This is a genomic window from Candidatus Hydrogenedentota bacterium, from assembly GCA_013359265.1.
Lineage (GTDB): Bacteria > Hydrogenedentota > Hydrogenedentia > Hydrogenedentales > SLHB01 > JABWCD01.
In genome coordinates, this window is the sequence record JABWCD010000001.1 from 165,009 (window position 1) to 180,418 (window position 15,410).

The window sequence follows — 15,410 nt, forward strand, 5'->3', positions numbered from 1 at the left end:
CCCCATGTCGCACCATGCGCCAAATCTTGCCGATGCTTTCCTGACCCGCCGCGACTTTGTCTGCCGCTGCGGCATGGGCATGGCGTCACTCGGGCTAGGCGCATTGCTGCAACAGGCGGGAGCGCTCGAGTCGACGAACCCACTCGTGCCCCGTTCGCCGCACGCGCCCGCGAAGGCCAAACGTGTCATTCACTTCTTCTTGAACGGCGGCCCGTCGCACGTCGATACGTTCGATCCGAAACCGGCGTTGAAGCAATACGACGGGAAACCGCTGCCGACCGGCAACCTGCGCACGGAGCGCAAGACCGGCGCGGCGTTCCCATCGCCATTTGAGTTCAAGAGGTACGGGCAAAGCGGGATCGAGGTCAGCGAGATTTTTGCGAAGACTGCCGGGCATATCGACGACATCGCCGTCATTCGCTCGATGACAGCGAAAGTGCCGAACCACGAGCCGTCGCTCATGCTCATGAACTGCGGCGATGCGGTCATGAGCCGGCCTAGCGTTGGGTCGTGGGTAACCTACGGGCTCGGCTCCGAAAATCAAAACCTGCCTGGATTCATTGCGATGTGCCCGGGCGGATATCCGATCAAAGAGGCGGAGAATTGGCAATCTGGCTTCTTGCCGGGTGCGTTCCAGGGCACCTACATCGATACGCAGCACACACGGCTCGAAAAGCTGATCGAGAACATCCGCAACAGCACGACGTCGCTCGTGGACCAGCGCCGGCAACTCGATCTGTTGCACGAACTGAACGCCGACTTTGCGAAGAAGCGCGCAGAAGACGCCAAAATCGAAGCACGCATGCAGTCCTTCGAACTGGCCTACCGCATGCAGATGGAAGCCGCCGACGCCTTCGACATCGAAAAAGAACCGCAATACATTCGCGACATGTACGGCGACGGCGTCCACGCACGGCAGACGCTCATCGCGCGCCGCCTGATCGAGCGCGGCGTCCGCTTTGTCCAACTCTGGCACGGCGCCGGCCAACCGTGGGACAACCATGACAATATCGACATACACAAGACGCTTGCGGGCAACATCGACCAGCCTATTGCCGCGCTCATCACGGATCTAAAGATGCGCGGGCTTTTCGATGAAACGCTAATACTCTGGGGCGGCGAATTTGGCCGCACTCCCACAGTCGAACTCAACGCCGCGGGCTCGCCGCTCAGGGGCCGCGATCACAACCCGTACGGCTTTAGCGTATGGCTTGCGGGCGGGGGCGTCCGAGGCGGCACCGTATTTGGAGCAACGGACGAGTTTGGCTTCAAAGCCGAAGTGAACTCCCTCGAAGTCCACGACCTCCACGCCACGATGTTGAAGCTACTCGGCTTCGACCACGAGAAGTTCACCTACCGCTACGCGGGGCGCGACTTCCGGCTTACGGATGTGGCCGGCCGTGTCGTCAACGAGGTAATCGCGTGACCCCAGGAATCGCGTTACGGGGAGAGCCACCGGCGCGGTGACGGTTCCCATCGCGATCCCCCGCTCCTAAGTGGCACGAATCAATAGGTGGCGCGCTCTTGATTGACGCCGCCCCGTTATTCGTGAATGGCAAACGTCGCATCGCTGGTATCCTGCACATCACCGTCCAAGAGTGAGATGATGCGAATCGTATAGCCGCCTTTTGCCGGAATGTCCTGTCCAACCGTCCAAACGAGTTTGCCATCGTTGCGCGTCCTGTCATCAATGAGTTTGACGAAGGCGCCTTTGCGCAACAATTCGATTCGAACTGTGTCACCTGCGTCACCCTCGGTAGACCAACGAATCTTCCGTCTTGCACCGCGGGCCCATCGCTCTCCGCCGTTAGGCGTGACGACAACGATGCGTCCCATAGCGGATTGAGTGATTTGTACATCGAGCGGATTATTGGTTGCATCCGCAGCAGTAAACCGAAGCGCCCCCACGCGCGGCTCGAGAGAATTGTTCTTCTGCAGCTTTAATGTTACGGAACCGGTATCCGAACCCGAAGTTTCGCCGGAAAGAGACATCCAGTCACCGGCGAGTACTTCCGCATTCCAAGCCATTACCCCGCCGCCACTGTTCTCAATCGTCAGCAGGTGTTTGCCTTCAATATGGGAGAACAATTGCTCCGCGCCCGACACTGCGATACGCGGGCGACCCAATTGGTGGACGGCAACCTGAACAGGGCTGTTCGCCGCTTCGGACGAGAAGATCGTAATGAACGCCGTCCGGTCGGCGTCAGTTTCATTGCCATCGTAGTCCACGATAATCGTCCCGGCGTCCGTACCCGATGCGCTGCCGGTGATTCGCAGCCAGTCCGCGCTTTCGACTGTGGCGGTCCAGTTCATGTGGTCAACGCCGGTGTTGGCGACCTCGAAACTCGTCTGGCCTGATTCGGGCCCCAAGTTTCGTTCGTTTGGTGTCACGGCAATGTACGGCGATGTGACGTCTCCTATGTATCCGATGTCCGTTTTGCTTGCGGCGCTTGTCCGCGTGCCAAAGGTGGCGGTCACATAGTATTCGTAGGGAGTGTTGGGCGCCACGGAATCATCGTCATAGGATGGATCGTACGCAGACGCGATATGTGTCGCCGATAAATCCTTGGATCCGGTCCGCCAAACATCGTACCGATCCGCGCCGGCCATCATGTCCCACTTGAGATGCACTACATCGTCCGGGCTGCCGTCGCTTGCCCTGAATCGCGTTGGGGGCGGAGGTTCGGGCAAGTCACCCGTATAACGCAGCACCTCGAAGCCCCGATTGAAAGCCGCAACGTAGAGATATTCGTCTCGCATCGTTACTCGCCGTACAGGATGGGGATAAATCGCCATTTGTCGTGGTGTCGACGGATCGCTAATGTCGACGAGCACCAGACCGTCCGAGTAACTGGTGGTTATCAACACATTGCCAATTACGGTAACACTGCCTTCGTAAATAGGCCACGACCCGACAGATTCCGGATGCTGAATATCGCTGATATCGACGATTCTGATATCGTTGGATTCCCCTAGGAACGCATACTTGGAAGAAAGGCCGGCACTTTCTGCCGCGTAGTCGGGCAGTATTTCCTGTAACGGAACCGGCATCGATGGACTTGAGAAATCGAAGAAGGCGAATTCGCTGAACAACCCTACGTCGTTTGTATATGTTTCGGTCAGAATGAGCGATCCGGAGGCGTCAAAATCTCTGTGCCCAGTATTTCCCCACAGATCCGCCTTTCCGAGCAGTGTCGGGCTATTGCCGCTCACGTCCAGCGTCACGAGGCCGTAGTCATCCCAATAATTTATTTGGCCCGAGTAGTACAGTCTGTCGCCGCGCGCCCGCAACCGGTTCGCCCGGCCACGAAAGCTTCCGAGTAACAATGGATGGGAAGGGTCGCTGATTCGTATTGAGAAAATCCTATCGCTGTCCGCAACGTACATGCGCTCGCCATGCCGCTCGACATCTTGAATCAAGCCCGTTCCCGCAAATGGCCCCACAATAACCGGTTTGTTGGGCACCGAAACGTCAACCTTGATGGCTCCGGCCGAAAGCGTCCCCACCACTGCGAATGTGTCCAATGCGGAAACCGCCGTGGGTTGATACGGCATGGAAAAGAACCCTCGCTCTTCGACGTCTGCCACGTTCGCTACGTCGACAAACCTGATGCCGTTCAGGGTCGCTGCAAAGAGCCAGTCTCCGTCCGCGGCGAGAATCGTGCTGCCTGTGTGTTGTAGCGCGCCTTGTCCAATCAAAGCCGGCTCGAACGGATCGTCCAAACCGTAGATCGACACGTTCAGCCCGTCGGTCGTGTATAGCCGGTTATCCGAGTGCGCTATGGCTTGCTGGGGAATCGTGAATTCGTGTGAATGCGCTACTTCGGGATTGGACAAATCGTCAGCATCGATTACCGAGAGAGCATAGTAGCCGAGCGCGTAGCAGAGATTCCCGCGCCTAATCAAGCCCTGCACATTTTGCGGCAATGCGCATTGGCCAGCGAGGTTCGATGGAGACAGGATGCTGACGATTCCGAGTTTTGAATTTGTGCGGTTGCAGAGAAAGACATGGTCTCCGTCTCCCGCGATCGGCCCCGAAAACCCCGCCGGCGGAAAAAAGCTGATTACCTCACTGGGCGCACGCGGATCGGTTACGTCGATGATGTGGATTTGAAATTGAGACACCAAGTATACGCGATCACCGCTTACGTCCATGTAGTACGCCGTAGCGCCGCATTGAAAAATCGATTCAAGTTGAGGATTGGTGGGATCGCTCACATCGACTATTGCGAGCGAACCGTTGCCAACTGGATAGACCCCTTCCAGTGCGATGTACGCAAAGTCTCCATTGATGGAGATTAGCCGGACCGTGTCGTTGAGGCGCAGCTTGCCCACCGCATGCGGCTGTGAAGGCGTCGAATAATCGAGAACAAGCAACCATGAGCCACGGCCGGCGGCCAAATAGCCGCCAAATGGCGCAACAGCCTGACATGACCCGCCAACCTGTCCCAGCCATTCTATGTTCTCTTCATCGGCCGCCGCGCGGTTCGTGATCGCAAATTGACAAACGACACAAAGAAACAGCGCGAAGTACCGCATAACGGCTTTCCCCCCAAATCCGGCCGGTGACCAACGCCCCCGAGAAAACCGGCCACAGATAAATAGAATACCATGTCCCATTTTCGAGATCAAATCAAAGCACATTTACAGAGATTTAGCACACCGATACGAGCTTCCCGCACGAGAATCACCGCAATTCCAATACACTCGCGCTGATACCCGGAATTGTTAACTGATGCACGTTGGGAGTCAGGTTGGTTCGCATTTCCTCGATCGCCACGTTTAGCCTGTCGCCTGGATTATTGTAAGCCATCGGGTCCTTACCGCTAATTTGCCAACCTCGCACCGAAGCATGACGCTCAACCCCGACCACTTCGAGGTTGAGCGTCACCTCGTTATACGTTGGATTTACCACACCAATGGTTAGCGCCGTGCGCGTTTCGTTCCACGCCGCCACCACATCAAGTGGGTCTGTGTTTCCCGTCACCGCGACCGGAATTGTGCCGAAGTGGTCGCGATACAGTTTCAATGCGAGGCCGGTCGTTTCAAACGCTGCGGCGGTTTTGGTCGTCTTGATGGCGCCGATGACGTTGACGGTCTGCGCATAGTTGGCCATGAAGAACACATCGCTGTTGCGCGCGATCTCATGGATGCCCGCCGCGATGCCCAGCGCGTCCTGCAGGAAGTAGCGGGTACCGAGTTCGCCAAATTCGTACGGGCCGTACCAATAGTTCCATTCGTCGAGCGCAATGGGCACTTTCTTGCCTGCGAGCGACGGGATGGTATCCCAATACTGCCGATGCGCAACGGCCTTCCTGCGCACCGCGTCCGGAATTTGCTTCACGTGCTCGATTAAGCCAGGTTTCGATTGACAATAGAAATGCTCGCTCAACAGTTCCATGTGTTCCGCGCAATTCGCGAGCATCTGTTCGCTCCATTTGCCCGTATCGCCGACGGCAATCAACTGGATTGCGGGATCGACCGCGCGCATCGCGTCCGCGAATTGGTTGTGTTTCCGCACATAATCTTCCAGCGGCATATGGCCGAGTTGCCAATTGCCGTACATCTCGTTGCCGATGCTCCAATATTTGCAGCGCCAAGGCTCGCTCCGCCCGTTCGCGGCGCGTAACCGACCCATCGGCGAATCCTCGCCGCCGTTCACATATTCGACTTCGTCGCGCGCGCCATCGACGCCGCCGAGACCGCTGTTCACGGCGATGTATGGCTCGGTTTCAATCTCCTCGCAGAAAAGCATGAACTCGTGAATGCCGAAGTCGTTGTGCTCGATGCCGAGCCATGCGGGATTCTTGCGCGGGGGACGCTTGTCACGTTCGCCGATGCCGTCGCGCCAGTCGTAGCCGCTGACAAAGTTTCCGCCCGGCCAACGGTAGACTGGCGCGTCAAGTTCCTTGAGCAGCGCGAGTGTGTCCTTGCGCATGCCGTACACGTTGTCCGCTGGCATTAATGACAACGTTCCGATCCCAACAGATTCCGCCGCCGTGATTTCGATGCGCGCATTGTCCGTCGAAGCGCCCGCGCGGAAGCGCAGCCGATACGAATTGAAAGAAGTTCCCGACGGGCCGGAGGATGACTTGATCAGCACAACATTCGTGTCGCGAGCGTAATCTCCATCGCCCCAAATTAGATTCACCGTGACTTTGCCCGATCCCGACAATACGATATGGCCATCGTATCGTTTGCCGCGTACAACGCCGAGGCCCGACTGAGCGATGCCTCCGCCCGCAGGCAGGTGAGGCGTGTGTTCGCCGACAAATGCATCCGCCGCAACCATCTCCGCGCCGCTGCCAGTCGATTTCCACGGCGACTCCTTTGAATCGACCGCATAGAAGAATTTCCGGTCCTCGATCATCTCCGCCCATATACCGCCGTAGATACATCTTCCCAGATGCTCGATAAACTGACCATAGATGTATTTTGATATCGGCGCACCCATTTGCGCTGCGTCGATTGCGACGGACCGCTCCAATGGTGTTGCGCCGAGACACTCCAATTGCACGTCATCAAACCAGGCCTTGCCCGTGGCATGCCCCCAGCCGCCGAACAGGCAATTGATCATGACGGTTTCGAACCGTCCGGACTCAAACTCGAACGAAACTGGCGTCCAATCGTTGGTGCCGGTTATTGCATCGGATACGCCGGCGGGACCCTCGTGCAAGTTAATGAGGGCGCCCTTTCCGCCCGCGGGCGCCACGTTCTCCGTCTTGACGTATCCGCTCAAGCGGTACCGCGAATACGCCTTGACCGGCGCGCGCGTGAACCATGAGAGATCGCCGCCGTGTTGGCTGGTAATGCCCACACACCAACTGCCGTTGCGTCCGTTCTGGTCATACGAGAATGTGCCCGCGCCGCCCCACGTCTTCTTCTCCCAACCTTGTGGCTTTCCCTCCGGCATCTCGAACGACCCGTTGATTGGAAGCGTATCGGCCTGCGCGGCGGCCGCCGTGGTCATGACGAAGAGCACGAGCGAAAACATGATCAGAACTCCTATGAGTAGCATGCGTTTGTGCGGTTAACGCACCCGTCGACTTCAACCCGCGCGCGGGAGCCGCACTTCATCGCCACAATCGCGCGCCGCAGCGCGGCGTCTCCCGTGGCAATTTACAGTTTCGCTCGCCGGCATGCACGCGTCGAGTCAATCTCGTGACCGGACTCGAGTGCGATCTACGGATTGGCGATGATTCCCGCGGCTAAAACAATGTCATCATCGTAGAGGACGGCCCACTGCCCGGGGGTGACGGTGCGCTGGGGCTCGTGGAAGGTCAGGGAGAAGGTGTCCGGCGTGGCGCCGGGGTTGACCGTGCACGCAACGGGTGTGGCTTTGTATCGGGTTTGGACGGCGCACGCGAAGGATTCTGTTTGTGGCGGAATGGCGCACCAAGACACTTGCGTGGCTGTGAGTCCGGTGCAACGCGTTTCGTCTTCGTGCCCGACGACGAGGGCGTTGCGCTGCATGTCGATCTTGACGACATAATACGGCGTGGGCGCGGCGATGCCGAGTCCTTTGCGCTGGCCGACGGTGTAGTTGATGAGACCGGTATGGTGTCCGACGAGTTCGCCCTGCAGGTTTACGATCGGTCCGGCGGGCGGGGCGTCAACACGTGTCGCCAAGAAGTCGCGGTAGTTGTCGTTCGGCACAAAACAGATTTCCATGCTCTCGGGTTTGTCGGCGGTGACGAGTCCTAGAGAACGCGCGACGTTTCGCGTTTCCTCTTTCGTCATTTCGCCGAGAGGAAATATGGCGCGTTGAAGCTGCGCCTGGCCCAAACCGGCGAGCGTGTAACTCTGATCTTTATTGAGGTCCCGCGCGCGGCGTAGCGCAACGCGATCGCCGCGCTGCACGGCGCGGGCGTAATGCCCTGTAGCGATGACATCGGCATTGATGGCGAGCGCCTTTTCGTACAGAGCTCCGAATTTTACGCGCTGATTGCAGCGCGAACATGGGTTTGGCGTGCGGCCCGCCATGTACTCGTTGATGAAGTCGTTAATGACTTCGCGTTCGAAGCGCTGCACATAGTTGATAACGTAATGCGGAATTCCGAGTTTGTCGGCGACGCGACGTGCGTCCTGCGCAGCGTCGAGTGTGCAGCACGCCTTGCTCGAAGTCTCGCGGCCTTCGCCGGAGGCGACGCGCATGGTCATGCCGACGACATCGCAACCTTGCTCGACGAGCAGCGCCGCGGCGACGGAGCTGTCCACCCCGCCGGACATCGCGACGAGAACCTTGCGATTTTGGATTTTGGGTTCCGGATTTTGGATTGAGGGGCACATGGCATCGACCGATCCCGCGATATTATAGCGGATTCGTTATGGATGGCATGGACGGAATCCAAGCACCCGGCAATGGGGGTCGCACCTCGTGCAGTGCCGAATAGGCCGCTCGCGCCAGGGGCGCCCGTGTTACGGCTGAACCGGTTGCTGCGGCGGGCGCTGGGGCTGCGGTTGTTGATGATCGCCGCCGCCGTCGCTGGGCGCCTGACGCTGGGGCTGCTGCGCGGGTTGGGGCGGTTTCATCGTGCATTTGCCTTCGAAGAGTACGCCTTCGGCGATGCTCACGCGCGGGGCGACGATGTCGCCGATGAGCTTGCCATTGGTGGCGATTTCGAGGCGATCCTGCGCGAAGATGTTGCCTTCGACTTCGCCGGCAATCGTAACCTGACCGGCGTAGAGGTCTGCCTTCACCCGGCCGGTTTCCTGCACGACGATGGAATCTTCGCTATGTATTCTTCCAGACACGACACCTTCAATGCGGATGGTGCCTTTCGACTTAATCTCGCCGATGATGGTCGTGCCCTGGCCGATAATTGTTACCACTTTGGTTTCACCGTATACCCGTTTTTTTGCTGCGTCTAACATTTCCACCGCTTATTCGGAAAGATAGCGTTCGGGGTCGACTGCCTTGCCGTTGATTCGAACTTCGTAATGAACGTGAGCACCTGTGCTCCGCCCGGTGCTGCCGAGTTTGCCCACTTCAGTGCCTTTGACGACCTGATCCCCGACGCTCACGGTCGTTTTTTGCATGTGGCCGTACACCGTCACCAGCCCGCCACCGTGGTCTACTCGAACACAATTCCCGAGGTACTTGTCCCACCCGGAGAATATTACCTTTCCTTTGCCCGTTGCAATGATCGGCGAACCGTACGGCGCGCCGATATCGAGTCCGTCATGGAAGCTGAGGTTGCGCGTGAATGGGTCCTTACGGTAACCGTAGCGCGAGGTCACGATGGAACGCTTGCTGCGGCCCACGGGCCAGATGCCGGGCGTGCGATCGATCTCTTCTTTCTTGGCGGTGCTCGCCGCGAGATACAGTTCGTTATACTCGCGCAGGCTCTCGGTGCGGATGTTGATCTCCTGCACGATAAGGTCGGCGCTCGGATTCGCGAGGCCGTCGATTACCGACGGGGGCCGCATGAGCGAATCGTCGCTGTTCGCGGGGGCGTCGTCGCCGGGGCCGTCGGACGGCCCACCGCCCTTGCCGCCTGCCTCGGAGCTCACGTTTTCGACGTAGCCTGCGGGCTTCTTGCTGCGTGGAGGCAGGCCGTTGTTCTTGCGGAAGTTCTTTTCGACGTCGTAGAGTTCGCTCAGCTCGCTCGTAATGGCGGCCATGCGGCCTTCGTACTCTTCGCGGACCTTCTGTTCGATGGCGGCCTTTTCGTCCTCGGTCAGGATGGCGGCGGGCGCTTGGATGACCGGTGCGGCCTGAGCGCCAATTTCGCGCTTTTCGCGCTCGAGGCGTTCGATGTCCTTCTTCGCGGCCCGCACGCTCTGGTAGGAGAAGGCCGCGGTAAATGACAAGACAGCGAAGACCAGTACCACTCCGTACAGATACAAGGCGTAGAGATTTAGGCTTTTTGTGTTCCCCTGCCCGTGGGGAATGAGCATTACCGTCCAGCGCTTCATTCAAAGTGCTCCGAGCTCATTGCGGCGAAAGGGGGCGTCGCCGCGCACGATTCCCGATGTCGTCAAAAGGCTTAATTCCGCTGACTTCGCTACTGTATCCCCGTTTCCACCCCGGGGATTCCCACCAAATCGGAGCGACTATAGCACGCGGCGGGGGGCAAGTCAACTTAGAAACGGGCCTCGATTTCGTAAAATGCTGATTCTGTTGATTTTACGGAAGGGGAGATATGGACTTTTTGCCGGTGTCGACTTGCCAAACCAGCTTTCCGTTTCCGTTGGAACCGTTTGATTTCGGTTTGAATCCGGTGACGAAGAGTTCGATGAAGTCCTCCGGGCGTTTTCCCGCGTATTTCTTGCGATTGAATGCCTTTACCAGTTGGCGATAGTCGTCCTGATGTTCTTCGTCCTGAACATACAGGTCATACAGTGGCTTGACCTGGACGACGCCGTCGCGGTGGCGGGGGCAGCCGACGTTGTCGTGTAGGACAAACCCCTTGAATGACCCATCGGCAAACTCGGTAACCCGGAACGGGTACAAACGGCACAGAATTGGGCGCGCCTCGTAGATGGAGCAATAGCGGGTATTTTTGTCCAAGAAGTGGCACCGCTCGCCGTGACGCCGCAAAGCCATCATGTAGCGCTCGCCGTCGATGTCCAACCAAGTCGGATCGGTCTTGGAAACCTCCTCGATATCCTCGGGGGTAACGAACTCGAGGAAATCGTAGGGGTTTTCGCCGGTGGCCCGGACGATGCGGATCACGTCCCATGGCGTGGGCAGACAAATGACTTCCGTGCAACAGTGGTTGCAGTGATGGCAGGCGAATCGAACGGTGTTTCTTCCCATACGTGGGGCGGGACTTTATAGCAGAAGCCGGGTCGAACGCAAGCGGCCGCGGTTTGTGGCATCGGGCCGGGGGCGTTTGCTATACTCCCGCGACTCGTAGCCGGTACCTGGGCCACGGGAACTTCTATGCTCGGAAGGAGGTGATGTGAATGGCGGCAAACAACGTCGCGGAGATGGTCAAGAAGATCGTAGTCGAAAAGCTGGATCGCAAGCCCGAGGAGGTGACGCTTGAAGCGCGTTTCATCGACGATTTGGGCGCGGACTCGCTCGATCTGACAGAACTGTTGATGGCCCTCGAAGAGGAGTACAACGTCGAGATCGATGACGAGGCGAACGAAATCCAGACCGTCGGCGACGCGGTCAAGTACATCGAATCCAAGCTTCAATAATTCTACCGCGCCCCAATTAGGCGCGTTGGTAATAGGTAGATTGTCTGGATCGCCCAGGCCGTGGCACAATCGCCGCGGCCTGGGCGTTCGGCGTTTTGGGCCGCAAGGAGTTTCATGCGTACGAAGGTGGTGGTGACCGGGTTCGGCGTTGTGTCGCCGATGGGTAATGATGTGCGCACGTTTTGGGCGAACGTGTGCGCCGGCAAGTCGTGCATCAAGACAATCGATCGGTGGGACGCAACCGTACTGCCGACACAGATTGCCGGGCTGGCGCCGTCGCTCGATATGCCGGACATGTCGTCAAAGGACTTGCGGCGGCGCGATCTATATACGATTTACGCGCTGTACGCGGCGGTCGAGGCGTGGAACCAGTCCGGTCTGGATATCGACAAGGAAGTGCCGGAGCGCTGCGGCACGGTGGTTGGCAGCGGAATTGGCGGGATTCAGACCCTGGAGGAGAGTCACGAAAAGTTCATGGGCGCCGGTTACAGGCAACTTTCGCCCCTGACGATTCCCAAGCTGATATCGAACATGGGCGCGGGTGAAGTCGCAATCCGGCTGGGATTGAAGGGGCCGAACAAGTCAATCGTGACGGCGTGTGCGACGGGCGCGCAGAGCATCAGCGACGCGGCACACATGATTCGCTCGGGCGTTGTCGACGTGATGGTGTGCGGTGGCGCGGAGGCCTCGATCACGCCGTACGCCATGGGCGGATTCTGCGCGATGAAGGCGATGTCGCGCCGAAACGACGAGCCCGAACGCGCGAGCCGTCCGTTCGACATCGATCGCGACGGATTCGTCATGGGCGAGGGCGCAGGCGTGCTGGTGTTGGAATCGGAACGACACGCGCGGTCGCGCGGTGCGGAGATTCTCGGTGAGATTGCGGGCAGCGGCGAAACCTGCGACGCGTATCACATCACGGCGCCTTCACCAGACGGTACGGGCGCGGCGGCGGCGATGAGGGCGGCGCTCGCTGACGCGCAGGTGAACACGACTGACGTAGGTTACTTTAACGCGCACGGAACGAGTACGAAGCACAACGACGCGAGTGAATCGCTGGCATTGCGGCTGGTGTTCGGCGAGGACATGCCGCCGGTAAGCTCGACAAAGTCGATGATGGGCCACTTGCTGGGCGCCGCAGGATCGATTGAGGCCATCATTTGCCTGCTTGGCATTCGGGACGGTGTGCTTCCCCCATCGATTAACTATGATTCACCCGATCCTGAGTGTGTAGTGAACCTTGTTGCTAATGAAGCGCGTGAAGCGAAATTTGCAGTCGCCATGTCCAATTCATTAGGATTTGGCGGACATAACGCCTCGTTGTTGCTGAAACGGTATGATGGTATCGAGTGAGCGCGAAGCGGAATTGGAGACCCTCCGTGACCGGCTCGATTTGGGCGTTCGAGATTTCGATCTACTTGATCGGGCCTTGACCCACGCCTCGATTCAGTCCGAACAGAGTGGCCCGGCATACGACTATGAGTCGCTTGAGTTCCTGGGCGATGCCGTGCTGAGTCTGGCGGTGGCCCACCACCTCTTCGTGCACGCACCTGACCGCACTCCGGGCGAGTACAGCAGGATGCGCGCGCGTATCGTCAATCAACAGGGCTTGTGCCGGGTTGCGGAGCGCATCGAGATTGGACCCGCCATCCGGCTTGGCAAGGGCGAGGAAATGTCCGGCGGCCGAAAGCGATCGGCGCTGTTAGCCGATTGTCTTGAAGCATTGATCGGGGCGATATACCTCGATCAGGGCTTGGACGCGGCGAAGCGGTTTGTCGAGCGAGTCTTCAGCCGGGAGTTGGAGTCGGCGTCGCAGGCAGACGCGGGCTGGGACCACAAGTCTCGTCTTCAGCAATACTGCCAAGCGGAAAAGCTTGCGTTGCCGCGCTTCGAGTTGGTCGGTTCCGAGGGGCCGGACCACCAGAAGCAATTTGAAGTTGAAGTATACCTTCGCGGCGAGCCAGCGGGCCGGGGAATCGGTCTAAGCAAGAAAGAAGCCGAGCAGAATGCGGCGCGGTTGGCGCTGCTGCGAGAGGGATTGCTTATCGAATGACCGACTTAACGGTCGGTTGGGTATGGAAGAATCAGGTTTCACAACCGGGTCGAGGGGGGAGTATGAGCATCGGCTTTCTCGATATCACTGGATTCACGAGTCTTTGTGTTCTAGCCTTTGTGGGCTATCTTGCGAGCTACGTACTTTCAAAGCCGCAGGGCACGGAACGGATGGCGGCGATTTCTGGACTCGTTCAAAAGGGGGCAGCCGCTTTTCTGCGGCGCGAGTACCGGTACGTACTGGTCACAGTTTTTATTCTCGGCGTGTTCATTACGGTAGTCGGTGAAGCGCGGCCCGATCTCCCGCTCGGTTGGCGGACAACTGTGGCGTTCTTTGCAGGTGCGCTTGCAAGCACGCTTGCAGGATTCCTTGGAATGTATATTGCCACGCGTTCAAATGCGCGTACATGCGAGGCGGCGCGGACAGGCGGCGTGAAGGCGGCATTGGACGTAGCATTGAGCGGCGGCGCCGTGATGGGGATGGGCGTTGTAGGAATCAGCCTGCTGGGGCTCATCATCGTTTACTGGCTGTTTAACGGGGAAGCGCAGATCGTCAATGGTTACGCGATGGGTGCGTCGCTGGTCGCATTGTTTGCACGGTCGGGTGGAGGCATCTACACGAAGGGCGCCGACATGGGCGCGGACCTTGTAGGAAAGGTCGAGGCGGGGATTCCCGAAGACGACCCGCGCAATCCAGCCGTCATCGCGGACAATGTGGGCGATAACGTGGGCGACGTGGCAGGGTTGGGCGCCGACCTGCTCGAGTCGTATGTTGAATCGATAATCGCGGCACTGGCCGTGGCCACGGCGATGAGTATGGCCCCCGAATACGTCCGTGCGTTTCCATTCCTGGTGGCCTCGATAGGCGCGTTCGCTTCAATCGTCGGCGTGATGTACACGAAGGTATTTTCGAGGAGCAACCCGCAGAAGGCGCTGATGTTCGGCACGTATGTGGCAGCGGTGCTTACATTGGTTGGCATTGGGATTCATGCGCAATTCTATGGAGAGCCGTTCACACTTAATGGGGTGACCTATGGCAAGTTCGGACCTTTTCTCGCGTGCGTGTTAGGAATTATTGCCGGTATGGTTGTCGGCTTCATGAGTGAGTACTTTACGTCGGGATCGTATCGGCCAGTGCAGCGGCTCGCGGAAGGGTGTCAGACCGGACCGGCGATTGCGGTGACGGAGGGTACGGCGGTGGGCATGCAAAGCGTGGCAATTCCGATCATCGTATTGGCGCTCGCCAACATTGGCGCTTATCACGTGGCGGGTGTATACGGCGTGGCGATTGCCGCTCTGGGCATGTTGGCGACAACGGGCATCGTCGTCGCCGTGGATTCGTACGGTCCTATCGCGGACAACGCGGGGGGGATCGCCGAAATGAGCCACCTGGACCCGAGTGTGCGAAAGATTACGGACAATCTCGACGCAGTCGGCAACACGACGGCCGCGATTGGCAAGGGATTCGCGATTGGCTCGGCGGCGTTCGCCGCGATTGGGCTTTTGAGCGCGTTCCTGATTTCGGCGAGGCTCACGGAACACTCGATTGCGATTTCGAATCCATACATCCTCAGCGGCATTCTTATCGGCGGTATGGTTCCATTCTTCTTCTCCTCGATGCTGTTTCGCGCGGTAAGCAAGAGCGCGTTCGCGATGATTGGAGAAGTGCGACGCCAGTTCGCAGAGATTCCCGGGCTTAAGGAAGGAAAAGAGGGCGTCTATCCCGACAGTGCGAAGTGCGTCGATATCGCGACGCGGGGCGCGATTCAAGGTATGATGGTCCCGGGCATAACTGCCATCGCGCTGCCAATCGTCGTAGGATTCGCAATGGGGGCCGAGGCGCTCGCGGGAATGCTGGTGGGTTCGATTTGTACGGGCGTTATGCTCGGAATCCAGACCGCGAATTCCGGGGGCGCGATGGACAATGCGAAGAAGTACATTGAAGAGGGGCACTTTGGCGGCAAGGGGTCCGACGCGCACAAGGCCGCGGTAGTTGGCGATACCGTGGGCGATCCGTTGAAGGACACCGTCGGCCCGTCGATTAATATCTTGATCAAGCTGATGTGCGTAATTTCCTTGGTACTTGCGCCGTTGTTTGCGAAATAGCCGGGCGGGAGTGCTTTGCGGGCGAGGGTCTTCCGCAGCGAAAGGCCCTCGCTTTCGTTGGAGTCGTTCCCTTTTTGTTCGTTTCACGCTTCCGGCGAACC

Annotated in this window: 11 protein-coding genes; 5 read left to right on the top strand and 6 right to left on the bottom strand. The window is 58.6% G+C overall.

Annotation, left to right across the window (positions count from 1 at the left end):
• The first annotated feature begins 4 nt into the window (after positions 1–4).
• Positions 5–1,426, top strand: coding sequence for a DUF1501 domain-containing protein (locus HUU46_00650; protein NUM52129.1), 1,422 nt, complete (start codon positions 5–7; stop codon positions 1,424–1,426).
• Between the two features lie 116 nt (positions 1,427–1,542).
• On the opposite strand, the gene HUU46_00655 is transcribed toward HUU46_00650, so the two are convergent.
• The 6 genes from HUU46_00655 to HUU46_00680 all read right to left on the bottom strand — a co-directional run bounded on the left by HUU46_00655 (position 1,543) and on the right by HUU46_00680 (position 10,762).
• Positions 1,543–4,539: a hypothetical protein gene (locus HUU46_00655; GenBank protein ID NUM52130.1), complete on the bottom strand. Its 2,997-nt coding sequence runs from the start codon at positions 4,537–4,539 to the stop codon at positions 1,543–1,545.
• Between the two features lie 148 nt (positions 4,540–4,687).
• The gene (locus tag HUU46_00660; GenBank protein NUM52131.1) at positions 4,688–6,994 is read right to left on the bottom strand and encodes an alpha-L-arabinofuranosidase; all 2,307 of its coding nucleotides are present in this window, start codon (positions 6,992–6,994) and stop codon (positions 4,688–4,690) included.
• A gap of 188 nt (positions 6,995–7,182) precedes the next feature.
• The gene (mnmA, locus tag HUU46_00665; protein ID NUM52132.1) at positions 7,183–8,289 is read right to left on the bottom strand and encodes a tRNA 2-thiouridine(34) synthase MnmA; all 1,107 of its coding nucleotides are present in this window, start codon (positions 8,287–8,289) and stop codon (positions 7,183–7,185) included.
• A 129-nt stretch (positions 8,290–8,418) separates the two neighbouring features.
• The gene (locus HUU46_00670) at positions 8,419–8,832 is read right to left on the bottom strand and encodes a polymer-forming cytoskeletal protein (GenBank protein NUM52133.1); all 414 of its coding nucleotides are present in this window, start codon (positions 8,830–8,832) and stop codon (positions 8,419–8,421) included.
• Between the two features lie 51 nt (positions 8,833–8,883).
• Positions 8,884–9,918: a M23 family metallopeptidase gene (locus HUU46_00675; protein ID NUM52134.1), complete on the bottom strand. Its 1,035-nt coding sequence runs from the start codon at positions 9,916–9,918 to the stop codon at positions 8,884–8,886.
• A 211-nt stretch (positions 9,919–10,129) separates the two neighbouring features.
• Positions 10,130–10,762: a YkgJ family cysteine cluster protein gene (locus tag HUU46_00680; protein ID NUM52135.1), complete on the bottom strand. Its 633-nt coding sequence runs from the start codon at positions 10,760–10,762 to the stop codon at positions 10,130–10,132.
• 149 nt (positions 10,763–10,911) lie between these two features.
• On the opposite strand from HUU46_00680, the gene HUU46_00685 reads away from it, so the two are divergent.
• The 4 genes from HUU46_00685 (at position 10,912) to HUU46_00700 (ending at position 15,309) form a co-directional block, all read left to right on the top strand.
• Positions 10,912–11,151, top strand: coding sequence for an acyl carrier protein (locus tag HUU46_00685; GenBank protein NUM52136.1), 240 nt, complete (start codon positions 10,912–10,914; stop codon positions 11,149–11,151).
• Positions 11,152–11,265: 114 nt separating this feature from the next.
• Positions 11,266–12,504: a beta-ketoacyl-ACP synthase II gene (fabF, locus tag HUU46_00690; protein ID NUM52137.1), complete on the top strand. Its 1,239-nt coding sequence runs from the start codon at positions 11,266–11,268 to the stop codon at positions 12,502–12,504.
• A complete protein-coding gene (gene rnc, locus HUU46_00695) occupies positions 12,488–13,204 on the top strand; it encodes a ribonuclease III (GenBank protein NUM52138.1) in 717 nt (238 codons plus the stop codon). Before fabF ends, rnc begins: the two co-directional genes overlap by 17 nt.
• A gap of 62 nt (positions 13,205–13,266) precedes the next feature.
• Complete coding sequence (locus HUU46_00700; protein NUM52139.1) at positions 13,267–15,309, top strand: sodium-translocating pyrophosphatase; 2,043 nt, start codon at positions 13,267–13,269, stop codon at positions 15,307–15,309.
• The last annotated feature ends 101 nt before the right edge of the window (positions 15,310–15,410 follow it).